General features: G+C 66.6%; 22 protein-coding genes. 9 read left to right on the plus strand and 13 right to left on the minus strand.

The annotated features are described in order from the left end of the window. Nucleotides 1-68: 68 nt before the first annotated feature. Nucleotides 69-614, minus strand: a complete 546-nt coding sequence (locus ACFX4F_RS18445; RefSeq protein WP_025879325.1) for a GNAT family N-acetyltransferase — start codon at nt 612-614, stop codon at nt 69-71. Nucleotides 615-709: 95 nt separating this feature from the next. Then, complete coding sequence (locus ACFX4F_RS18450) at nt 710-1,567, minus strand: 23S rRNA (adenine(2030)-N(6))-methyltransferase RlmJ (protein ID WP_132825582.1); 858 nt, start codon at nt 1,565-1,567, stop codon at nt 710-712. A gap of 35 nt (nt 1,568-1,602) precedes the next feature. Between ACFX4F_RS18450 and creB the strand changes: the two genes are divergently transcribed. The 5 genes from creB to ACFX4F_RS18475 all read left to right on the plus strand — a co-directional run bounded on the left by creB (nt 1,603) and on the right by ACFX4F_RS18475 (nt 7,332). After that, complete coding sequence (gene creB / locus ACFX4F_RS18455; protein ID WP_380657688.1) at nt 1,603-2,328, plus strand: two-component system response regulator CreB; 726 nt, start codon at nt 1,603-1,605, stop codon at nt 2,326-2,328. A gap of 3 nt (nt 2,329-2,331) precedes the next feature. After that, entirely contained in the window at nt 2,332-3,792 is a 1,461-nt protein-coding gene (gene creC / locus ACFX4F_RS18460; RefSeq protein ID WP_380657690.1) for a two-component system sensor histidine kinase CreC, read from the plus strand. Between the two features lie 81 nt (nt 3,793-3,873). Then, nucleotides 3,874-5,187, plus strand: a complete 1,314-nt coding sequence (creD, locus tag ACFX4F_RS18465) for a cell envelope integrity protein CreD (protein ID WP_380657692.1) — start codon at nt 3,874-3,876, stop codon at nt 5,185-5,187. 10 nt (nt 5,188-5,197) lie between these two features. After that, on the plus strand, nt 5,198-5,608 hold the full coding sequence (locus ACFX4F_RS18470) for a hypothetical protein (protein WP_099783339.1): 411 nt from the start codon (nt 5,198-5,200) through the stop codon (nt 5,606-5,608). A gap of 131 nt (nt 5,609-5,739) precedes the next feature. Then, nucleotides 5,740-7,332, plus strand: coding sequence for a M28 family metallopeptidase (locus ACFX4F_RS18475; protein ID WP_380657695.1), 1,593 nt, complete (start codon nt 5,740-5,742; stop codon nt 7,330-7,332). A 90-nt stretch (nt 7,333-7,422) separates the two neighbouring features. Here the strand turns inward: ACFX4F_RS18475 and ACFX4F_RS18480 are convergent, their stop codons facing one another. Both ACFX4F_RS18480 and ACFX4F_RS18485 read right to left on the minus strand, forming a co-directional pair. Further along, complete coding sequence (locus tag ACFX4F_RS18480; RefSeq protein WP_380657697.1) at nt 7,423-8,124, minus strand: hypothetical protein; 702 nt, start codon at nt 8,122-8,124, stop codon at nt 7,423-7,425. Continuing rightward, a complete protein-coding gene (locus ACFX4F_RS18485; protein WP_380657699.1) occupies nt 8,121-8,387 on the minus strand; it encodes a hypothetical protein in 267 nt (88 codons plus the stop codon). Before ACFX4F_RS18485 ends, ACFX4F_RS18480 begins: the two co-directional genes overlap by 4 nt. A 143-nt stretch (nt 8,388-8,530) precedes the next feature. Between ACFX4F_RS18485 and gltX the strand changes: the two genes are divergently transcribed. Together gltX and ACFX4F_RS18495 are read left to right on the plus strand one after the other, a co-directional pair. Then, entirely contained in the window at nt 8,531-9,934 is a 1,404-nt protein-coding gene (gltX, locus tag ACFX4F_RS18490) for a glutamate--tRNA ligase (RefSeq protein WP_380657701.1), read from the plus strand. A 34-nt stretch (nt 9,935-9,968) separates the two neighbouring features. Further along, nucleotides 9,969-10,454, plus strand: a complete 486-nt coding sequence (locus tag ACFX4F_RS18495; RefSeq protein ID WP_025879333.1) for a Fur family transcriptional regulator — start codon at nt 9,969-9,971, stop codon at nt 10,452-10,454. 85 nt (nt 10,455-10,539) lie between these two features. Here ACFX4F_RS18495 and ACFX4F_RS18500 read toward each other — a convergent pair whose 3' ends face one another. The 6 genes from ACFX4F_RS18500 to ACFX4F_RS18525 form a co-directional block, all read right to left on the minus strand. Beyond that, a complete protein-coding gene (locus tag ACFX4F_RS18500) occupies nt 10,540-11,205 on the minus strand; it encodes a hypothetical protein (RefSeq protein WP_380657703.1) in 666 nt (221 codons plus the stop codon). Between the two features lie 283 nt (nt 11,206-11,488). Next, complete coding sequence (locus ACFX4F_RS18505) at nt 11,489-12,652, minus strand: HlyD family secretion protein (RefSeq protein WP_380657705.1); 1,164 nt, start codon at nt 12,650-12,652, stop codon at nt 11,489-11,491. Nucleotides 12,653-12,662: 10 nt separating this feature from the next. Then, a complete protein-coding gene (locus tag ACFX4F_RS18510) occupies nt 12,663-14,336 on the minus strand; it encodes an MFS transporter (RefSeq protein WP_380657707.1) in 1,674 nt (557 codons plus the stop codon). Beyond that, on the minus strand, nt 14,336-14,902 hold the full coding sequence (locus ACFX4F_RS18515; RefSeq protein ID WP_025879336.1) for a TetR/AcrR family transcriptional regulator: 567 nt from the start codon (nt 14,900-14,902) through the stop codon (nt 14,336-14,338). The genes ACFX4F_RS18510 and ACFX4F_RS18515 overlap by 1 nt, the downstream gene beginning before the upstream one ends. Nucleotides 14,903-15,120: 218 nt before the next feature. After that, nucleotides 15,121-15,588 (minus strand): hypothetical protein, encoded by a 468-nt coding sequence (locus ACFX4F_RS18520; RefSeq protein ID WP_380657709.1) that lies wholly within the window; start codon nt 15,586-15,588, stop codon nt 15,121-15,123. Nucleotides 15,589-15,726: 138 nt separating this feature from the next. Further along, a complete protein-coding gene (locus ACFX4F_RS18525) occupies nt 15,727-17,925 on the minus strand; it encodes a TonB-dependent receptor (RefSeq protein WP_380657711.1) in 2,199 nt (732 codons plus the stop codon). A gap of 133 nt (nt 17,926-18,058) precedes the next feature. Between ACFX4F_RS18525 and ACFX4F_RS18530 the strand changes: the two genes are divergently transcribed. Both ACFX4F_RS18530 and ACFX4F_RS18535 read left to right on the plus strand, forming a co-directional pair. Continuing rightward, entirely contained in the window at nt 18,059-18,472 is a 414-nt protein-coding gene (locus ACFX4F_RS18530) for a MerC domain-containing protein (RefSeq protein WP_380657713.1), read from the plus strand. A 110-nt stretch (nt 18,473-18,582) separates the two neighbouring features. Next, a complete protein-coding gene (locus ACFX4F_RS18535) occupies nt 18,583-18,765 on the plus strand; it encodes a 30S ribosomal protein THX (protein ID WP_025879339.1) in 183 nt (60 codons plus the stop codon). Nucleotides 18,766-18,895: 130 nt separating this feature from the next. Here ACFX4F_RS18535 and ACFX4F_RS18540 read toward each other — a convergent pair whose 3' ends face one another. The 3 genes from ACFX4F_RS18540 to ACFX4F_RS18550 form a co-directional block, all read right to left on the minus strand. Then, nucleotides 18,896-20,155 carry an ectonucleotide pyrophosphatase/phosphodiesterase gene (locus ACFX4F_RS18540; protein WP_380657715.1) on the minus strand — a complete coding sequence of 420 codons (1,260 nt, stop codon included), beginning with the start codon at nt 20,153-20,155 and terminating at the stop codon, nt 18,896-18,898. 404 nt (nt 20,156-20,559) lie between these two features. After that, nucleotides 20,560-21,051 carry a methylated-DNA--[protein]-cysteine S-methyltransferase gene (locus ACFX4F_RS18545; protein ID WP_100551986.1) on the minus strand — a complete coding sequence of 164 codons (492 nt, stop codon included), beginning with the start codon at nt 21,049-21,051 and terminating at the stop codon, nt 20,560-20,562. Beyond that, nucleotides 21,048-22,526, minus strand: a complete 1,479-nt coding sequence (locus tag ACFX4F_RS18550; RefSeq protein WP_099821468.1) for a DNA-3-methyladenine glycosylase 2 — start codon at nt 22,524-22,526, stop codon at nt 21,048-21,050. The genes ACFX4F_RS18545 and ACFX4F_RS18550 overlap by 4 nt, the downstream gene beginning before the upstream one ends. Between the last annotated feature and the right edge of the window lie 231 nt (nt 22,527-22,757).

Here is a 22,757-nt window from a genome sequence, read left to right on the forward strand (position 1 = left end):
AGCGCCGGGCCATGCCCGGCGAGCGCAGCGGTCGGATCAACATCGCCGGGCAGGGCCCGGCGCTACCGTCAGTTGTCCAGTTCCAGCACCATCCGCACCAGGCCTTCGGCCCCGTTCGGGTGCGGCACCGGCTTGAAGCCCAGCGAGGCGGCCAGCTGCTTCATCGGCTCGTTCTCGGCGGCGACATCGCCGTACAGGCGGTCCAGGTACTTGCCGCGGCCCCATTTCACCAGCTTGCGCATCAGCTGGCGGCCCAGGCCCTGGCCGATCAGGAACCGGCTGATCAGGATCGCGTACTCGGCTTCGCGGGTACCGGGGATGATCGAGGCACGGGCCACCGCGCCGACCACGGCCTCACCGGCCGGCAGCGACTCGGCGGCGACCAGGGTGATCTCGGTTTTCGGATTGGGGTGGGTCAGGCGCTGGGTGGTTTCCGGCGACAGCTCGGTCACCGACTGCAGGAAACGGTCACGGATTTCTTCCGGCCCGAACAGGCTGAAGGCGGCCTGCAGCGGCGCGCCATCTTCCGGGCGGATGGGGCGGATCAGCAGCTCGTGGCCGCTGGGAGCCTTGAAGATCTCATGCCAGGGCGGCATGCGGTTGCGAGTGGCCATACCGGGTGATTCCTTGGTGGTCCATCGATTGTGTCATCACCGGGGCTGTATTCCGTGAACGAAAGGCTCACGGTCGTACAGCCTCGTGAAGGCCCTTATTCGGCCGTCTTCAGCCAGTCCAGGCGGGTGCTGGCACCGGGTTCGCCCAGATGCTGGCGCAGCGCCGGCAGGGCCGGGCCGACCACGCGGTCGAACTGCCAGGGCGCATTGAGCACCAGCATGCCACTGCCGTTGAGGCGCAGCGGCGAGTCGTCCGGGCGCACCAGGAACTCGATGGTCATCGCCGACTTCACCGGCAGTGCGGTGGCCTTGCGCAGGAAATGCAGGATGGTGCGGCGCTGCTTGATCGGGAACCAGACCGCACAGGTGGCCTGCGGCCAGCGCGCCAGGGTCTCGGCCAGCGCGGCCAGGATGGCCTGGTACTCGGCGTCCTGGGCCTCGTAGGGCGGGTCGATCAGGACCAGGCCGCGGCCGATCTTGGCGCCGTTGGCCTTGGGCGGCAGCAGCGAGCGCAGCAGCGCATAGCCGTCACCGGGGTGCACACCGACGCGGCTGTCATGGGCGAACAGGGTCTTCAGCGACGCGGCTTCGTCCTCCTGCAGCTCGCACACCGCCATCCGGTCCTGCGGGCGCATGGCCTGCGCGCTGAGCAGCGGCGAGCCGGGGTAGGCGATCATCGCGCCGACCGGATTGTCGGCCTGTACCGCCTTGAGGTAGCGCTCGACCACCTCCGGCAGCTTGGGCTGGGCCATCAGCCGCATGACCCCGGATTCGGCTTCCAGGGTCTTGCGGCTTTCTTCGCTGGCCAGCAGGTAGCGGCCGGCACCGCCGTGGGTGTCGAGCACGAAGAACGGGCTGTCCTTGCGCTTGAAGCTGTCGATCAGGGCCAGCTGCACGATGTGCTTGAGGACATCGGCGTGGTTGCCGGCGTGGAAGGCGTGGCGATAGTTCATGGGCGGCAGTGTACGGGGCAAGGGCCGCAGCGGCTATGCTGCGCGCCATGACAGCGCCTGTTACCCATGTCCTGGTGGTTGAAGACGAAGCGGCCATCGCCGAAACCGTGCTCTATGCGCTGCGCAGCGAAGGCTATGCGGCCAGCCACTGCCTGCTGGGCGGGCTGGCCCTGCAGCAGCTGCAGGCCGGCGATATCGACCTGGTGGTGCTGGATGTCGGCCTGCCGGACCTCAGTGGTTTCGAGGTCTGTCGCCGGCTGCGCGCCCTGCCGGGGCCGGTGGCGCAGGTGCCGGTGATCTTCCTGACCGCACGCAACGACGAACTCGACCGCGTGCTGGGGCTGGAGCTGGGGGCCGACGACTACATGGCCAAGCCGTTCTCGCCGCGCGAGCTGGTGGCGCGGGTGCGTGCCCGGCTGCGGCGTGCCACGCCCGCTCCGGCCGCCCCGGGCGCCGAGACCGGCTGGCAGGAACATGGTGCCTTCGCCATCGATCGTGAAGGCCGCCGCATCCGCTTCCAGGGCCACGCGCTGGACCTGACCCGCTATGAATATGCCCTGCTGGAAGCGCTGCTGCAGCGCCCCGGCGCGATCCTCAGCCGTGCCCAGCTGATGGACCGTGGCTGGGACAGCGCCGCCGACAGTGCCGACCGCACCGTCGATACCCACGTCAAGACGCTGCGCGCCAAGCTGCGGGCGGCCGGCGCAAGCGGTGAGCCGATCCGCACCCATCGCGGCCTCGGCTACGCCCTGGAGGTCTGACGGGTGCGTCTGGTCCTGAAACTGTTCCTGGGCTTCTTCCTGATCGTGGGCATCGCCGCGTTCTTCGTGATGCGCGTGTTCGTCAATGAAGTGAAGCCGGGCGTGCGCCAGGCGATGGAATCGACCCTGGTGGACGCGGCCAATGTGCTGGCCGAGATGGCTGCCGCCGACGTCAAGGCCGGCACCATCCGCAACGGCAGCTTCACCCGCAACCTGGCCAAGGCCCGGCAGCGCGACCTGAAGGCGATGGTCTGGCGCTTCCCCAAGCGTGCGCTGGACTACCGGGTGACGATCACCGACGCCAAGGGCATCGTGATCTACGATTCGCTGGGCCGCGACGTGGGTCGCGACAACTCGCGCTGGAATGACGTCTATCGCACGCTGCGCGGCGAGTACGGCGCGCGCTCCAGCCCGGAAACGCCGGGCGATGACAGCAACACGGTGATGCACGTGGCCGCGCCGGTGTACGACCCGGCCGATGGCAGCACCCTGATCGGCGTGCTCAGCCTGGCCCAGCCCAACCGCAGCATCGATCCGTTCATCGCCGCCAGCCAGCGCGCCATCATCGAGCGCGGCGCGTGGCTGATTGGGCTCTCAGCGCTGGTGGGCGTGCTGGTGACCATGTGGCTGACCAACGGCCTGGGCCAGCTCAGCCGCTACGCACGGGCGGTCAGCGCCGGCGAACCGGTGCCGCCGCCGAAGCGCCGCAACGATGAGATCGGCGAGCTTGGCCAGGCCCTGGAGACGATGCGGCGCAAGCTGGAAGGCAAGGCGTACGTCGAACAGTACGTGCAGTCGCTGACCCACGAGATGAAAAGCCCGTTGGCGGCGATCCGTGGTGCCGCCGAACTGCTGCAGGAGCCGATGGCCGACGCTGACCGTGCGCATTTCGCACGCAGCATCGTCGACCAGCAGGAGCGGTTGACCGAAACCATCGACAAGCTGCTGGCGCTGGCTGAGGTCGAGCAGCACGGCTGGCTGCAGACCCGTGATCCGATTGCCTTGCCCGCGCTGCTGCAGGAAGCCGCCGCGGCGGCGCAGGTGCGCGCGCAGGCCGCCGGTGTCCAGCTGCATATCGATCAGGTGCCCGACCTGCGCGTGCAGGGTGACGGCTATCTGCTGCGACAGGCGCTGCACAACCTGATCGACAACGCCATTGCGTTCTCGCCACCCGGGGCACAGGTGCAGCTGGATGCGCAGGTGGACGGGCAGGGTGTACGCCTGCGGGTTGCCGACCGTGGCGCGGGCATTCCCGATTACGCACGCGAGCGCGTATTCGAACGCTTCTATTCGCTGGCCCGACCCGGCACCGGCCGCCGCAGTTCCGGCCTCGGCCTGCCCTTCGTGCAGGAAGTCGCGCGCCTGCATGACGGCCGCGCCAGCCTGCTGCCGCGCGAAGATGGCGGCACCGTGGCCAGCCTGTGGCTGCCGCTGGCGATATCGGGGCAGCGCCCGCGGCGCTGACTTCACACTCGCTTCAACTTCGCCACAAACCCTGCTCACCGCAGCGATCCATCCTGCAGTCCTCTCCAACGAGGACGGACGATGAAATCCCTGAAGATGCTGCTGCGGTTCGCCATTGTCGGCGGCCTGATCCTGCTGCTGCTGATCCCGCTGTTCCTGATCCGCAGCGTCATCACCGAGCGCAGCGCCTATCGCGAAGAGGCCTACTCGCGGGTGGCCGAAAGCCGTGCCGGGACCCAGCGCGTGGTCGGACCGGTGCGCGTGGTGCCGTGGTCCAAGCGCGAGCAGGTGGAGGTGGTCGATGCACAGGGCAACAAGAAGACCGAGCTGCAGACCACCCAGGGCTACTGGTTGCAGCCGCCGGCCACCCTGCAGATCAGCGGCGAGCTGCTGCCAAGCCAGCGTTCGGTTGGCCTGTTCAAGGTGCCGGTGTACAGCTGGAATGGCCAGCTCAAGGCGACCTTCAGCGAGGATGACTACCCGGAGCACGATGGCACGACCTATGGCGAGGCCTACATCGCGCTGGGCGTGTCCGATGCGCGCGGCCTGGTCGGTACGCCGAACCTGCGCGTTGATGGACAGCAGGTCAAGCTGCTGCCGGGCGTGGCCGGCGCTTCCGCACTGGGCCGTGGGCTGCATGCACCGATCGCCGGCGTCGCCCGCAGCGGAGGCACCCTGGCGGCCAGCAGCGTGGAACTGGAACTGCAGCTCGATGGCAGCCGCTCGCTGTCGGTGGTGCCGGTGGGCGATGACAACCAGATCGCCCTTCGCTCCAGCTGGCCGCACCCGTCGTTTGCCGGTGCGTTCCTGCCCAACGAGCGGCGTGTGGATGCACAGGGCTTCGATGCACGTTGGGCCGTGTCCTCGCTGGCATCGGACGCGCAGCAGCGACTGCACGAAGGCGATGACTTGGACGCGCAGGCGGTGCAGGTCTCGCTGGTGGACCCGGTCGATACCTATACCCAGGCCGACCGCGCTTCCAAGTACGGCGTGCTGTTCGTGGTGCTGACGTTCGTTGGCTTCATCCTGTTCGAGCTGATCAAGTCGCTGCGCATCCACCCGCTGCAGTACCTGATGGTCGGCCTGGCGCTGGCGATCTTCTTCCTGCTGCTGATCAGCCTGTCCGAGCACATCGCCTTCTGGCAGGCCTACCTGGTCTCGGCGCTGGCCTGTATCAGCCTGCAGGCGGTGTACCTGGCCAACGTTCTGGGTCACTGGAAGCGGGGCCTGGGCTTCGCCGCGATGCTGACGGTGCTGTATGGCGCGCTGTATGGGCTGCTGGTGTCGGAAAACAATGCACTGCTGATGGGCTCGCTGCTGCTGTTCGTGATCCTGGCGCTGGCGATGTGGGTGACCCGTCGGGTCGACTGGTACGCCCTGGCCGAGCAGAAGTAAGGAGCAGGCCATGGGTTGGCGCCAAGGATTGCAGCAACGGGCACGACAGGGCATTCCCGCCCTGCTGGAAGTGGATGCGCTGCTGCAGGCGCATGGGGTGTTGGCGGCATTGCCGGGGGCACGGATCGCGCCCGGCCTGGTCCGCTTCCAGCTGGCCGCCATCACCTGCGAGGGATTGCAGCGGCGTGGGCTGGACTGGTTGCGGGAGGCGCGGCATGGACGCGGCGCCCTCGCGGGCAAGGTGCCGCGTTACCGGCCATGGAAGGCCGGGGCGGCGGCATTGTCGGAGATCGGCATCGACGGGCTGCCTGCGGACTGGCCGGAACATGCCGCCGTGTTCGGCTGCAGCAGCATCGACCAGCGGCATTGGTTGCTGCTGCTGCCGGAGCGTGCGCAGCTGTGGCTGGGGTGGAAGGGGTGACAGCCGCGCAAGGCCCCATCCACGCATGGCGTGGATCTACCAGGTGCCCATGACCGATGGGACGGGGGCCCGGCGCCCTGGCTGGCTAGACTCGACCGGTTGATGATCGAGCCGAAGGGCAGGGGTGCGATGTGCTGAAGTGGGGCGTGCTGGCAGTAGCGCTGGCGATGGGTGGCAATGCGGTGGCGCAGCAGCGCGAGCCGGTGGACCTGGACATGGTCGGCAAGATCCGGCAGCAGGCGTTCCACAAATCGCAGGTGATGGACACCTTCAGCTACCTCACCGAACGCATCGGGCCGCGCCTGACCAATTCGCCGGCGATGGGCCGCGCCAACGCCTGGACCCGCGGCAAGTTCAGCGAATGGAAGCTGGACAACGTCCACGACGAAGCTTTCGACGAATTCGGCCGTGGCTGGGAATTCACCTCGGCCAGCGTGGAGATGCTGGGCGATCGCGTGCAGCCGCTGCATGCCCTGCCCAAGGCGTGGACGCCGGGCACCAGGGGCCCGGTCGAGGGCGAACTGCTGCAGGTGGACATCAAGAAGCCCGAGGACATCGAGAAGTATCGCGGCAAGCTGCGCGGCAAGATCCTGCTGCTGGGCGAAGCACGCGAATACAAGCGTGGCACCGACGCCGATTCGCACCGGCACGACGCCACCTCGCTGGAAGGCCTGCAGGAGTTCACCCTGCCCAAGGACAAGGACGTGGCCGCCGACCGTGCCAAGCGGGTCAAGGAATACCAGGAGAAGCAGGCGCTGGCGGCGAAGGTCAACGCGTTCTTCGTCGAAGAAGGGGCGCTGGCCTCGATCAGCATCAGCAGCTGGGACAACGGCATCATCCGCGTGGCCGGTGGTGGCTCGCGCAAGGCCGGCGAGTCGGTCGGCATTCCCGAACTGGCGATGATCGCCGAGCACTTCAATCCGCTGGTGCGCGCGCTGGAAGCCAAGCAGAGCGTGCGCCTGCGCGTCGATGTGGCCGCTCGCTTCACCGATGAAGCGGACCAGCCCGGCTACAACACGCTGGCCGAGATCAGTGGCAGCAGCAGGCCCGACGAAGTGGTGATGATCGGCGCGCACCTGGATTCCTGGCACAGCGGCACCGGTGCAGCCGACAACGCCGTCGGCGTGGCGGTGATGATGGAGGCCATGCGCATCCTCAAGGCCAGCGGCGCCAATCCCAAGCGCACCATCCGGGTTGCGCTGTGGAGTGGCGAGGAACAGGGACTGATCGGCTCGCAGGCATACGTGGCCAAGCACTTCGGTCGATTCCCCGAGCCCACCGACCCGGCGCAGAAGGCGCTGCCGGCCTCGCTGCGCGAACCGACCGGTGCCCTGCAGAAGACCCGCGACTACGGCAAGTTCCAGGTCTACTTCAACATGGACAACGGCTCGGGTCGCTTCCGTGGCATCTACGCACAGGAAAACCTGGCGGCGATGCCGATCTTCGAAGCCTGGCTGGCCCCGTTCCATGACGTGGGTGCAACCACCGTGGCCACCCGCAACACCGGCAGCACCGACCACATCAGCTTCGACCGCATCGGCCTGCCGGGCTTCCAGTTCATCCAGGACAAGCTGGACTATTTCAGCAACGTCCACCACAGCCACCTGGACACCTGGGACCACGCCGAACCGGAAGACCTGAAGCAGGCCGCCGCCATCGTCGCCTCCTTCGCCTACCACGCCGCCATGCGCGAGCAGTCGTTCCCGCGCAAGCCCGAGCCCTGAGACTGGACGGAGGGGATCAAGTCGAATCCCCTCCATGGGTCCTGACCTGTTCGTACGTTCGTGGAGAACGCAGAGCCGTAGGCGCTTGCGTCATCCGCCGTCGTCGTTGTCTCCCAATACGTCCAGTCGGCTCCAAGCGGGATCGTGGGAGTACCCCAGGCGATAGTCATTGCCATTCCCTCTCGAGTTGGGAACCTGCACCAGCTGGGATCCGAGCATCTTCAGCGCATCGGGGGCGGTCAGAGCGGAAACCAGCGTGTCGATCGCTGTTCCGTCGGCAGAAAACGCAGCCAGACAAAGGCGCGGACTACACTGGACCCGTATTCGTGCCAGAGGCGCGGCGCCATCGGCAAGGCGCAGCGAATGCAGCGCCTCCAATGCAATACGACGCTCCAGCTGGGCACTTCGGTCCGTTGCATAGTCATCCCGCAGACGTTCCATGGCACGGTCGAAATCACTTTCCCGTTCCAGGACGTTCTGGATCACATCGGCGTTGAGGCCGTCCGAAGTCACCAACGGGGTATCGCCAAAGGGCTTGATCGCGCTGGGCAGCTCGTCAGACGGGAAGAGGGAGACCGCATCCTTGGCCGGTCGGGCAGCGAGGGTCGAGACCCAAGGTGAGGCCGCGACCTGACCACCGTCTCCTGTGCGGTGGGGCGGGGGGCTGTCGGTGCCGCAACCTGCGGCTATTCCCACGAAAAGCAGCCCCGGGAGCGTGACAGGACTGGCGTAGATCCTCCAGAGCCGCTTCTCCTGGCGAGGCGCAGGACGCATCTGCAGGGCGTCCTTCATTTACGCCGGTCTTCGATGATGCCTTCACCGTTCAGCGCGATGCGCATGACCCAGCCGCCGCCGCTGTCCCAGATGGAAAAACCGCCACCGGGCCGGGTCGCGATCTGGCATCGGTTCTGGCAGCGATAGGTTTTCCCGTTCACCTTCACGACCTCGGCTGCGTACGCCGCCGATACCGATGTCACGCCGGCAAGGAGCAGGGCTACGCTGCGGAACCGCAGACGTGCTGCCATGCGGCGGCCACGCTTGGACTTGTTGTTCATGCACAGATCCTTGCCAATGCCGGGAATCGGCGGTCTGTCCAGACTCCACCAAGGCGGCCCCGGAGGCTGTCGGGTGACGCCACCTTGGCGTGTGAGGGGGCTTCCCGCGTAAAATTGAGGAAAATCCGTTCCTCGAGCCCTCCATGACCTGCCGCACCCGCTTCGCCCCCAGTCCCACCGGCTACCTGCATATCGGTGGCGCCCGCACCGCACTGTACTGCTGGCTGGAGGCCCGCCATCGTGGCGGCGAGTTCGTGCTGCGCATCGAGGACACCGACCGCGAACGCAGCACCCAGGGCGCGATCGACGCCATCCTGGAGGCGATGGAGTGGCTGGGCCTGGACTACGACGAAGGCCCGTTCTACCAGACCGAGCGCGTCGCCCGGTACAAGGAAGTGGCCGAGCAGCTGATCGCCGACGGCAAGGCGTACTACGCCTACGAAACCCGTGAAGAGCTGGACGCCATGCGTGAGGCCGCGATGGCCAGGCAGGAGAAGCCGCGCTACAACGGCGCCGCGCGCGAGCAGGGCCTGCCGTACCGGGACGACCCGAACCGCGTCATCCGCTTCAAGAACCCGCTTGCAGGCACGGTGGTGTTCGATGACCTGATCAAGGGCCGCATCGAGATCGCCAACAGCGAACTGGATGACATGGTGATCTTCCGTCCGGACGGCTACCCCACCTACAACTTCGCGGTGGTGGTGGACGACTGGGACATGAAGATCTCCGAAGTCATCCGGGGCGACGACCACATCAACAACACCCCGCGCCAGATCAACCTGTACGAAGGCATCGGCGCGCCGGTGCCGAAGTTCGGCCACATGCCGATGATCCTGGACGAGCAGGGTGCCAAGCTGTCCAAGCGCACCGGCGCGGCCGACGTGATGCAGTACAAGGACGCCGGCTACCTGCCCGACGCGCTGCTGAGCTACCTGGCCCGGCTGGGCTGGTCGCACGGCGACCAGGAACTGTTCAGCCGCCAGGAGCTGATCGACCTGTTCGATGTGAAGGACTGCAATTCCAAGGCCTCGCGCCTGGACATGGCCAAGCTGGGCTGGGTCAACCAGCACTTCCTGAAGACCGAGGAACCGGCCGCGATCGCGCCGCACCTGGTCTACCAGCTGCAGAAGCTGGGGCTGGACGTGGCCGCCGGCCCGGCGCCGGTGGACGTGGTGATCGCCCTGCGCGAGCGCGTGCAGACCCTGAAGGAAATGGCCGAGAAGGCCGTGGTCTGGTACCAGCCGCTGACCGAGTACGATGAAGCGGCGGTGGCCAAGCACTTCAAGGCCGGTGCGGAACTGCCGCTGGGCAAGGCCCGCGAGCTGCTGGCAGCCCTGCCGGAGTGGACCGCCGAGGCCGTTGGCGTGGCCCTGCACGATGCTGCCGCAGCGCTGGAAATGGGCATGGGCAAGGTCGCCCAGCCGCTGCGCGTGGCCATCACCGGCACCCAGGTCAGTCCTGACATTTCCCATACCGTGTACCTGGCCGGCCGCGAGCAGGCCTTGAAACGCATCGATGTGGCCATCACCAAGGTAGCAACGGCCTGAGCCCACCGGCCCACGCCCGAACTGGAGAACGCGCATGTCCGCCAAAACCGCCTGTACGGCCCCGCACCACCATGTCCACGACGCTTCGGATTTCGTGGCGGTGGTCGAGCGTGTCTCGCGTGAGCGCGGGCTGCGCCTGACCCCGATCCGCGCCAACGTGCTCAAGCTGATTGCCGAGGCCGGCAAGCCGGTCAAGGCCTACGAGCTGCTGGAGTGGGTGCGCAACGGCAAGGGGGTGGGCGCTGATGCCCCGCCTACCGTGTACCGCGCGCTGGATTTCCTGATGGCCAATGGCTTCGTGCACAAGCTGGAATCGGTCAATGCCTTCGTGGCCTGCCACCATCCCAGCAGTGCGGCCCATTCGGTGCCGTTCCTGATCTGCAACAGCTGCCACAGCGCGGTGGAACTGGAAGACCGCGAGATCGTGACCCAGCTGGAGAAGCGGGCCAAGGAACTCGGTTTCCAGCCGCAGGCACAGACGCTGGAAGTGCACGGGCTCTGCGCCCGCTGCGCCGGCTGACGGAACGGTAGTGCCGGCCGCTGGCCGGCATCCTCGCGATTGGGGTCAGATCCCTTTGCCAGTGGCAAAGGGATCTGACCCCATCTCACAGATGCCTGCGCAGATGCTTCAGCACTGCCTTGCGTGCGGCGATCAACGCCGCATCCTCCGGCACCAGTGACTGCACCCAGTCCAACGCCTCGGCAACGCGTGCGCCGCGCGCGGCATACAGCGCCATGCACTGGCGTTGCGGCGTCGGCGCTTGGCCCCACGCGCGCTGCACACGCTGCAGCAACGTCTGTTGGATATCCGTAGACACCGCCACACCCTTGTCGAACGACAGCAGCACGTTCAACGCAGCCAACGCCCGCCACGGCGTTGACGTGGGATCGTCCTGGCTGAAATCCGCCTGTCTGCAGAACGCCAGCAGGGTGGCAACCGAAGCCTCGCTGCGCACCTCTTCCAGCACCCCGATCGCATAGGTCGCCATGCGCGGCTGATCCAGCAGCGGCGACATTCCCGCCACGCCGCCGTACCCGAGCGCAGCACAGGCCCTTGCCCACGGCGCCATCGGCGCAAAATGCGTGCCATCGCCGTTGTACTGGAACTCCTCGCGCCAGCCATGCAGCGCGCACAGACGTTCAATCTCGGCCGCACCTTCGGCACCATGCTCCAGCACGAAGCCGATCAGGTCTTCCACTTCGACCGCACCGCCATGCTCCCGTGGTGCAGGACCCTTGGCCGCCTTGCGGGCCAGTGCGTTGAATTTCATCGTTGTCGTCTGTTCCTGCAGCAAAGCAGTCGAGCATGGCTCAACACTACAAAAAAGCGGAACCTGTCCGTGGCCGGGTGGGTGGGGTAGGCGGGACCGCAGGCGCCATGGATGGCGCCTACGAGCCCCCAGGGATGGGTTCACGGCGTGTCCCGCCTGCCTCACCCACCCGGCCAATCCCACCAATCCCACCAATCCCACCAATCCAACCGCAACGATCCGCCACGAGGGGCTCCGCCGTTCGCTGCCCTTGGCGGAGCCGCGCAGTCAAGCAAGCCAGCGCCTAGTCCATCGGCTTCGTCGCAGTATCCACCCGCACGATCACTGACATGCCCGGCCGCAACCGCGCCGCCAGTTCCTGCTCCCCGTTGATCGAGATGCGTACCGGCAACCGCTGCACCACCTTGGTGAAATTGCCGCTGGCATTGTCCGGGCGCAGCACGCTGAACTCCGATCCGGTGGCCGGCGCGATCTGCTCCACCCGTCCACGCAGCACCTGGCCCTGGAACGCATCCACCGAGAACGACGCCGGCTGCCCGATCGCCATCTTCCAAGTCTGGCCTTCCTTGTAGTTGGCCACCACCCACAATGCATCCGGCACCAGGAACAGCAGCTGCGAACCGGCCGCCACGTACTGGCCCACGCGTACGCTGGCCTCGCTGATCTGCCCATCGCGCGGCGCATGGATCACCGTGTTGGCCAGGTCGATGCGCGCCAGTTCAAGCTGCGCCTGCGCACTTTCCACCTGCGCCTCCAGGCTCTTGCGCGAGACCTGGGTCGAGACCAGGGTCTCCTCGGCGATGCGGATCTGCGCCTGCGACTGCTGCACGCTGGCCTGTGCCGAGGCCTGGCTGGTACGGAACTTGTCGCGGTCGTTGATCGATACCAGCTGCTGCGCCGCCAGTTCCTCGTAGCGCTTGGCTTCATTGCGCGAGCGCTGCAGCTCAGCCTGTCCCGCCGACAGCGTGGCCTGCGCCGAAGCGATCTGCGCGCGGTTCTGCGCCTGTGACTGGTCCGAATTGGCCAGCGCCGCGCGCGCGCTGTCCAGCGTGGCCTGCGCCTGCGCCACCCGCTGCGCATAGATACGGTCGTCGATGCGCAGCAGCGGCTCGCCCTGCTTCACGTGCTGGAAGTCCTTCACCAGCACCTCGGTAACGTAACCGTTGACCTGCGGCGCCATCACCGTGATTTGCCCGCGCACATAGGCGTTGTCGGTCACCATCACGCTGCTGGTGAACGGCCACAGGTGCCAGGCGCGCAGGATCAGCGCGATGCCCAGCAACGCCACCACCACCATCACCACCACGCTGCGCGAACTCGGCTTGAGGTACTTCGGTGCGGCGGCGGGCGCGGCAGGCGTTGCCGCAGGCGCCGCATCGGTGGGCGGTGGCGGGGTGACGTTCTCGGCAGCGTCGGTGTCGTCTGGACGGGGCGGGACGGGAGGCATGGCGGTGGACTCAGCGCGGTGCCGCGGTCGCAACCGCAGCGGGGGAGGAAGGATGGCGCTTGCGCCATTGTTTGCGCACGGCGGTACGCAGCGACAGCAGCAGCAACCAGCACAGGAAACCGATCGCCAGCCAGCCGCTCAGGGTGAACACATCATTGAAGCCACGCACGTTGGCTTCGCGGCGGGTGGTCTGCGCCAGCTGCGCGCTGCCCTGTGCGCTGCGCAGCACCGGGTCGGTGATTTGCGCTGCATACAGCTGCTGCTGGATGCGCAGGCGCTGCGCCACCACCGGGTCGGCTGGATCGAGCTGGCTGGTCAAGGCGCTGGAATACAGCTGTTCGCGATGCAGCTGGAACGTTCCCAGCACGGCCGAGCCGGCCAGTCCGCCCAGTGTCTGGGTGATCGACAAGGTCACCAGGAAGGTGATCATGTGGTCCACACCCTGTTTCAGCGCGGCGGAAATGCCGAGCATGATCAACGGGCCCATGAACATGCCGGCGCCCACCGAAGCCAGGAACTGGCTGATGTAGAAGTCGTGCGGCCGGTCCATGCTGGTGCGGTGCTGGTCGAAGAACGCGGCCGCGCCCAGCAGCAGGATCGCCAACAGCAACTGCGCGATCAGACGCTTCGGGCCGAAGGTGATCGCCGCGCCGGCGATGCCGGTCACCACGCCGGCCAGGATCACCACGAACAGCGGCCGCATCTGGTCCGGCCCCATGCCCAGGGTGCGCATCAGGTTGACCACGCCGTAGGACTGTTCGGTGGTCAGGAAGCGGATCAGGAAGGCGCCGACGATGAAGTGCATCACCGGCAGCGTCGACAGCCAACGGATCTGCAGCAGCGGATTGCGCCGGTAGTGTTCGATGATCAGGGCGGTGGTGGTCAGCGCGATGGAGGCGATCAGCGCCCAGCCCAGCCACGGGGTGTTGAGCCACCAGCGCGTGTAGCCCTGCGCCAGCACGATCACCAGCAGGGCGACGGCGGGCGCGAGCAGGGCGAAGGTGAGGAAATCCAGTGGCTCGAACGCCTTCACCTGCACGCCTGGCGGCAGCTTCAGCACCACCACGGCGGCAAACGCGCACAGCGCCAGCCCCGCTTCGAACGAGTACAACTGATGCCATTGGCCGGTATCGACCAGGCCGGGCGAGACGATCCAGGCAATCGGCACCGCCAGCTGCGACAGGCCAACGCCGACCACCAGCAGGTTGCCGGTGAAACGTCGCGGCAGGGCTTGCAGCATGTACAGCGTGCCCAGCGTCGAACATGCCGCGCCGGCGAAACCGCTGGCGGCGCGGGTCAGCATGGTGGTCTCGAAACTGCCGACGAACAGGTGCAGCACCGCCAGCGCCGCATACAGCCCCAGGCCGATCTCGGCGAACAGGCGGATGCCGTACTGCTGGCGGAACTTGAAGGCCAGCAGGTTGGCGGTCACATTGACCATGGCGTAGGCGGCGACCAGCCAGCTGCCCTGGGTGGGCGTGAGTGACAGTTGTCCCTGCAGGAAAGGCAGGTTGGCCGTTACCAGCGCGTTGCCAAGGCCGCCGGTGATGGCCACCAGCAGCGAGACCAGTGCATAGGCTGCACGCCGATAGGGTGGGTGCCACGGCATCGACGCCGAACCGGGCATGGTCGGCTTCTCGTGCTCCTCCCAATCCGGAACCGGCTTGAGGTACGGCTGCACCATCAGCGTTCCCCGCTGGCTGCTCCCTGGAGTCCCCCGCGCAGCAGCTGCAGGGCACGCCCGGCCAGTTGGGCGCGCTCATCGCGGGTCTTGCCGCGCAGGGCCGCACCCAGCATGCCCGAGATCAGTGAAATATCCGTCTTCTCCAGGTCCGGCCGGCACAGGCCAGCGGCCTTGGCACGGGCGATGGGCGCTTCCAGCAGGTCGCGCACGGTCTCGCGCGCGGTGCGCATGGCCGGCACGTCCGAATCGACCGCGCGCCAGTAATCGGCCAGTGCCGGCGAATCGACGATGCGCTGGGCCATGCCTTCGAATACCTCGAACAGAGCATCGTCGCGGTCGCCAAGCTGTTCGACCTGGCGGCGGATGCGGTCGACCGTGCGTTGCAGCAGTGCCTGGATCAGCGCGGTACGGTCGGGGAAATTGCGGTACAGGGTGGCGCGACCGACTTCGGCACGCTCGACCACCAGGTCCAGCGGCGCGGTAACGCCATGTTGGCCGAACACATGGTCGGCGGCATCGAGGATGAGGGCTCGGCGGGCAGCAGCATCGGCACGTTGGGTGGTCATGGCTTCATTTTCGGACAAACATGTCCGGATGGCGAGAGACGAATGGCGACGGGATTGTCCGCTTGTTGTCGTACGCACATCTTTGTGACGGGTGTGTGATGGATGCCGCCGCAGCGAGGACGGAAGCTCAAACGGCTCCTCAGCATTCAGTAGATCCACGCCATGCGTGGATGAAAAGCTTGCGCAGAGTGGATCTGGCTAGTGGCTGGCTGATCAACTCATCGAGGCTTCTTCCTGTTCTTGATGAAAGCGATGAACTCCTTCTTGTGGCCCTCGAAGACGCGACGGCCGTACTTCCGGTACTGGGGTTCGAACAGGGCGTAGGCCGCATCCAGATTTCCCGATTCGAACTGGATGGTGGCTGCAAGTTCATCCATGTACTCGCTCGAGGCTTCGCCTTCTCCATAGATGCCTCTGGCGACCATCGCCCACTCTCTGGCCTTTTCAAACTGAGCGGTATCGCGATAGAAGATGGCTATTCCATACGAGATGATCTGGCCGTAGTCGTAGGCGGATTTCGGCTCCGGAATCATGTCCCAGCTTTCAAGGAAACGATGCTCCGCCTCCGCAATATCACCGGCCAGCCAAGCGGTCCTTCCGCGCTGGGCTACGGCGAGGAAGCGTGCCTCCAGATCGACACCAAGACTCAAGCCCATGTGGCAGTCCTCCTTCAGTTCGTTTGCCAAATCGAATTCTGAAAGAGTTTAGGCAAACGGTAGAAGGTGATGCCGTGGCGACGTGGTGATTTCACAAATGCAGGCTGCATACGACAAAAGAGGGGGCCATTCGGCCCCCTCCAGCTACTTCTCAATGATGTGTATCGATCAGAAGAACGCGCGGATCCCGAAAGCGACACCACGACCCGGCAGCGGCGAGTAATCCTTCAGCAGCGAGGTGTGCGGACGCACTTCGCGGTTGGTCAGGTTGCTGCCGTCCAGGAACAGCTCGTAGCTGTTGCTGTCGCTGCGGTCCCAGCGGTAGGCCAGGTGCGCATCGACCAGGGTGTAGCCGTTGCTCGGCGCCTCGTTCTGCGCCACGTCCTTCTGCCGGCTGTAACGCACCGCACCCACCGAGGCACGCCAGCCATCCTTCGCCCAGCGCAGGTCGGCGCCGACACGGGCCGGGGCGATGCGCGGCAGGTAACCGGTGTTGGCCAGCTCCACGCTGTAGTTGTGGTTGTGGTCACCATGCGGCACGGCGATGTCCAGAGTACGGCTGCCGTTGCCGTCCAGCTTGGCCTGCACGTAGTCGCCGAACACACGCAGGTCCCAATCGCCGGCACCGCCTTCGAACAGGTGCACCAGCGCTTCGGCCTCTGCGCCCTTGAACACCGCGTCCTGCTGGGTCCAGGCACGCACCGGCAGGCTCTCGGTCACACCGGTGTCGGCCAGGTAGATGAAGTCCTTGAACTTGGTCTGATAGATCGCGGCGGAGAAATCGAGGCGCTCGCTGTGGGTGTGGATCCCCAGCTCGATGCGCTGGCCGCGCTCGGTCTTCAGGTTGGCATCGCCGATCTCAAGCGAGCGGGTGGCGATGTGTGCACCGGCGGCGTACAGCTCTTCATTGGTCGGCGCGCGCTCGGAACTGTCCACGCCGATGCGCAGGTCGACGGCATCGTTGAGCTTCCAGATGCCGGCGGCCGACAGGTTGGTCGCATCGAACTTGCGGCGCTGGTAGTCGCCGGTCGGGTCCAGCTTGACCTGGTCGTGGCGACCGCCCAGTTCCAGCTTGAACGGGCCGAACTGCTTTTCCTGCAGCACGAACACGCCGATGTTCTTGGTGCCGGTATCCGGCACGAAGGCTTCTTCGCCCTTGGCGCCGAAATCGCTGTTGCCGACCTGCAGGCCGAAGGCGCCGTCCCAGCCGCCGATCTGCTGCTGCACCGCTTCCAGGCGGCCTTCGATGCCGCGGTTGGTGAAGCGGGTGGACGGCGTGCCGGCTTCCAGCTCCACGTGTTCGTAGTCGGTGTAGGCCACGCGCGCGTTGATGTTCTTCAGGAACGACACCGGGTTGTAGATACCGGCCTTGGTCTCGAAGCGGTTCTGCACCATGTCGATGCGCACGTCATGCTCTTCACCTTCCTCCTCCTCGCCATGGTCGTGGTCGTGACCATGGTCGTGGCCATCGCCGTCGGCATGCACATGGGCGCCGTTGGGAATGCCGTAGTTGGTGCGATAGGTGCTGGCCGAGACGCCGAAGTAGCCGCCTTCGCCCAGCCAGGTGGCGCCGACGCCGCCGGCGCGGGTGCGGATGGAGCTGTTGTCCAGGCGGCCGCGACGCGGCTCTTCGCCTTCCTCGCCTGCGTGGTCGTGGTCATCGTGGTGGTCTTCCAGGCCGTCGATCACCGCGTAGCCGGGAATGCGGAAATCGTCGCCATTGCGCACCAGGCCATCCACGTGCAGCACGACATTGCCGCTTACGCCGTCAAGGCGGAACATGCCGCTGCGCTCGTCGTTGACCGAGTTGCCGCGCAGTTCTGCGCGGCCGCTGAGCGGACGGTCCGGCAGTTCGCGCGCGATGCGGCCATCGACTACGTTCACCGCGCCGCCGATCGCGCCGCTGCCGAACAGCAGGGTCGCAGGGCCCTTCAGCACTTCGATCTGGTCGGCCAGGAACGGCTCGATGCTGGTGGCGTGGTCGGCGCTGACGGTGGAGGCGTCCATGTTGCCCATGCCGTTGGACAGCACGGCCACGCGCGGGCCTTCCTGGCCGCGGATGATCGGGCGGCCGACACCGGGGCCGAAGAAGGTGCTCTGCACGCCGGGTAGCTTGGCGACGGTATCGCCGAGGGTGCCGGCCTTCTGCTCATCCAGGCGCTCACCGGCCAGCACTTCAACCGGACGTGCCAGCGATTCGGCATCACCCTGCAGCGGCGACGCGGTGACCTGTACCGAGGACAGTTCGGTCAGGTGGCGGTCACGATGCGAATCATCGTCGGAGGCCGCAAAGGCGACGGATGGCAGCAGCGCAGCGAGCGCCAGGGCCAGGGAATGCGGCTTGAAACGAGGGTGGTGGGAGGGCATGGGCGGTCCTTTGTTACATTGTATCAATCGGGTGGCGCACGAATCCCGTCGGCGGGACAGGGGGAGCGGAACCGTGCGGGTCGGGAAACGATGTTATATTATTCCATAACGATTCGCCGCCCTGCTGGAAGTCATGCCTTTGCCCTCACGCCTGCGCCACCTGCTCGATCGCTTCGGCGCCACCGGTTCGATGCTGTGCGCGGTGCATTGCGCGGTGATTCCGCTGCTGCTGGCAGCGGCGCCGTCGCTTGGCCTGTCTTTCTGGCTCAGTGATGGCGTGGAAAAAGCGCTGGTGGTGTTCGTGACCCTGCTGGGCTTGTTCAGCCTGGTCTGGGGCTACCGGCGGCACGGCGCGCTGCGTGCGCTGGCGTTCCTGATTCCCGGACTGGTCGCGTTGTGGGTCGGCGTGCTCTACGACCCGCTGCACCACAACGCGGTGCCGCACGCGGTGGTGATGACCCTGGGCGGGCTGCTGGTCGGCATCGCGCACCTGGTCAACCTGCGCCTGAACCACGGCCACGTACATGACGCCAGCTGCGCGCACTAGGTGCTCCGTGGTAGGCTTTCCGATCGTGCGCGGGGGCGCCCAGCAAGGCGGCCCCGCCGAACCCGTGTCAGTACGGGGTAACCAGATTTCACATTTGAGGAGTTGAAGACATGGGTAAGGGTGACCGCAAGACCGCCAAGGGCAAGCGCTACAACGCCAGCTACGGCAACGCCCGTTCGCACACCGCGAGCAAGGTCGCCGTAGGCGCCGCTGCCCCGGTTGCCAAGAAGACCGTGGCCAAGGCTCCGGCGAAGAAGGCTGTGGCCAAGAAGGCAGTGGCCAAGGCCGGCTGATCCGCCGACCGACCGGTCCAAAGAAAACGCGGCGCTCGGCGCCGCGTTTTTTTTTGCCCATTTTCGTAGAGCCGAGCCCATGCTCGGCTGGCGCAATGCAGCCGAGCATGGGCTCGGCTCTACAACGTATTCAACGCAGGGTCTGCTTCAGCGTTTCCGGATTGCCATCGTTGGCCGCTTCCGGCACCTGCAGCAGGTGCGCCAGCAGCGGATAGAGGTCGACGTTGTCGAAACCGTCGATCACCAGGCCCTGCCGGAATGAAGGGCCACGAGCCACGAACACGGCGCGCATCGACGGCAACGCGTTGTCGTAACCATGCGAGCCGCGATCGGCATGCTCGCGCTTGGCGATCTTCTCGCGCGTCAGCGCGTCCCAGCCCTCATCCATCTGGCAGACGATTGCCGGCACGCGCGGATGGCTGCCGTAGTGCCAGCGCGCCGGCAGGTTTTCCTTCTTCCAGCATTCGTACTGGGCATGACGGCCGAGCAGGGCGCGCTCGGCCTCTGCCTCATGTCCCGCCACCGGCGCGAAGCCGACCGACTGGCCCGGGCTGACGTTGCGCGCGAGGCTGGGATCAACCATCGATTCGAGGGCGATCACCTGGCCCTCCGGCACCGACGCCATGCCATGGTCGGAGACCACGATCACGTTGGTGGTTTCGGTCAGGCCGTGCTGCTGCAGGCCATCAAGCACCTGGCCGATGATCCGGTCGGCTTGCACGATGGCATCGGTGTACTGCCTGGAGTCCGGCCCAAAGTTGTGGCCGGCCTTGTCCACGTGCTCCATGTACAGCGTGGTCAGGCGTGGGGCATCGGCATCGGTCTGCGACAGCCAGTCGAGCACGGTCTGCGCACGCTGTTGCAAGGGTTCCTTGGCGTTGTAGATGCGCCACTGGCTGGGCCGCGTGCCCTGGATCTCGGCTTCGCTGCCCGGCCATGAGGTGGTGGCGGTGCGCACGCCGACCTTCTCGGCACCCACCCAGATCGGTTCGCCGCCCCACCATCCGCTGGTGGTCACCGCAGTGCGGTCGTGCAGCGCGAAGCGACCCAGCTCAGCATCATCCATGCTGTTGTTGATGATGCCGTGGTGGTCCGGACGCAGGCCGGTGACCAGCGTGTAGTGGTTGGGGAAGGTGAGTGACGGATAGGAGGGCGTCATCCAGCGCGCACGCACACCACCGTCGATGATCCGCTGCAGGTTCGGGGTGAGGCCGCGATCCAGGGCATCGGCGCGCAGGCCGTCGATGGAGATCAGCAGCAGCTTCGGCGGCGTGGCCGGGGGCGCGTTCGTGCCGCTTGCCGCGGCGATGGTCGAAGGCGAAGGCGTGGTGGTGCAGGCGGCCAGGGGCAGCAGCAGCGCCAGCGTGCAGGTCAGGCGTACGGATGTCATCCGCCCATGATAATCCGCGGCAATGACGTACCAAAGACACGTGGCGCCCTTGGGCGCCACGTGTCCACGCATTTCACCTTGTCCCCGCGCCCTTGGCGCGCCCCCTTGAACAACAAGGGGGCTCTTCTCCAGACAGATTACGGATGCTTCCATCCACGCATGGCGTGGATCTACCGGAACGAATCAAACCGTCACCGGGAACCTGTCGAAGGCGGGGGGGATGAATCTGCGGGGGCGTGAGCGCCATGGATGGCGCGATCGAGCCTACAGGGACGTACTTGCGGCGTCCCCCGCAGATTCATCCCCCCGCCCAACCCACAGTCAATCCCGAGCCGGCTGTTGCTTCGGCGGTTGCCGCTGCTCTGGCTTGTAGCGGGTGCAGGGCGCAGCCCTGCCTCCAACCCTCATGCAAACAACGGCGCCTGCCGCTGCTCCAGCCGCAGCAATGCCGCCTTGGTTTCCAGGCCGCCACCAAAGCCCGTCAACGTACCGTTGCTGCCGATCACGCGATGGCAGGGCAGCACGATCGGCAACGGATTACGACCATTGGCCGCGCCGACCGCACGGGTCGCCGTCGGCTGGCCCAGCTGCTGCGCCAGCTGCAGGTAGCTCCAGGTCTGGCCGAAAGGAATCAACGCCAGCGCATGCCACACGCGCAGCTGGAACGGCGTGCCATGCGGTGCCAGCACCAGGTCGAAATCGCTGCGCTCACCATGCAGGTACTGCAGCAACTGTTCGCGCGCCTCCGGCAATGCGCCGGGCGCGTAATGCCAGTGCTCGCGGCCGCGCGCAGGATGGCGGTTTTCCGGGAACAGAACGTGGGCCAGGCCATTGTCATCCCCGGCGATGGTGAGTTCACCGATCGGTGTGTCGAAGCGATCGAACAACAGGTTCATGAGGGTTCTCCAACGAAAGTGCCGGACAGGTGCCAAAGATGCAGCACGGCATAGGCGCGCCATGGGCGCCACGATTGCGAACGTGCTTCGGTGGCGCGTTCGCTGAGACGCTGGCCCTGTGCATGGCCCAGCACCTGCTGCAGCACCAGATCACCGGCGGGGAAGGCATCAGGCTGGCCGAGCCCGCGCAGGGCGATGTACTGCGCCGTCCATGGGCCGATGCCCGGCAGTGCCACGCAACGGGCGACGAAATCCTCCAGTGCCTGGCCCGGCCCGAAGTCGAGCTGGCCGCTGGCGCAGGCTGCGGCGAGTGCGCGCACGGTGGCGGCGCGGCTGCGTGGCAGGCCGATCGATTCCAGTGGGGCTTCGGCAAGCACATCCGGCGCCGGAAATTGCCGGTCGAATTCAGACGGCATGCCGGGCAGGTGCGCGCCGTAGGCGTCGACCAGCCGGCGTGCGAATGTGGTCGCCGCCGCCACGCTGACCTGCTGGCCCAGCACCGCGCGCACGCCCACCTCGAAGCCGTCCCAGCCGCCCGGTACGCGCAGGCCAGGTCGCTCGTCGATGCCACGTGCCAGCAACGGTTCGTCGCCCAGTGCTGCGTGCACCTGCTGCAGGTCGGCATCCAGGTCGAACACCCGACGCACGCGGCGCACGATGTCCGGAATCAGGCGCGGGTCGACCGCGCCCAGCTGCAGGCGCAGCTCGGGCCGCTTCGGATCGGCGGTGACGCGCAGCAGGGTGGGGCGCTCGGCTGTGCCCAGTACGCGCTGGTAACTGTCTTCACCGATCAGCTCGATGCCGGGCAGGCTGCGCTTGCGCAGGAATGCCAGCATCCGCGGGAAATCCAGCGGCGGTCGATAGCCCAGGCGAAGCACCAGACCGCCATCGTCGGCGGCCAGTGGATGGTGCTGGCGGCGCAATACGGTAGGTGCCATGCCGCAGCCCTGCAGGAAGGCCGTGTTGAAGCGGCGTAGGCTGTTGTAACCAGCGGCCAGCGCCACGTCGGTCACCGGCAGCGTGGTTTCGGTCAGCAGCTGCTTGGCCAGCAGCAGGCGATGGGTCGCGTGGATCTGCCCTGGCGTTGCCCCCAGACGTTCGACGAACAGGCGTTGCAGCTGGCGTGCGCTGAGGCCGATCTTCCCGGCCAGGTCGGCCACCGGCTGGTCCTGCAGGAAGCCCGCGTGGATCAGCGCCAACGCACGCTGCACGGCCTGTCCGGCCAGTGCCTGTTGTGCCAACGGGGCCAGTTCGGGCCGGCAGCGCAGGCAGGGACGATAGCCAGCCGAAGCGGCGGCAGCAGCCGTGGGGTAATAGGTGATGTTGCGCGGCTTCGGCGGCGGCGCCGGGCACACCGGCCGGCAGTAGATGCCGGTGCTGCGCACGGCGGTGAAGAACACGCCGTCGAAGCGCGCATCACGGGCCAGGCGGGCGCGGTCGCAGGCGGCGGTGTCGAGGGCGAGTGCGGTATCCATGGCGCCAGTCTAGGCGCGTCCGGGGGACAGTACTCGCCATATTCGGACATGGATGCCGGGGGCGGTCGGCCGGGCTGCGCCCGGCACCCGCGGGGGCAACGGCAACGGCAACCTCAACAGCAACAGCGGGCGATCCATGGGATGGCGGGGTGGGTCCGGTTGCAGGGGACGCTGCAAGTACGTCCATGTAAGCTTGGCCGCGGCATCCATGCTGCGGACACCCCTGCAACC

It is taken from the genome of Stenotrophomonas sp. YIM B13575 (genome assembly GCF_042787595.1).
Classification (GTDB): Bacteria; Pseudomonadota; Gammaproteobacteria; order Xanthomonadales; family Xanthomonadaceae; genus Stenotrophomonas; species Stenotrophomonas lactitubi_B.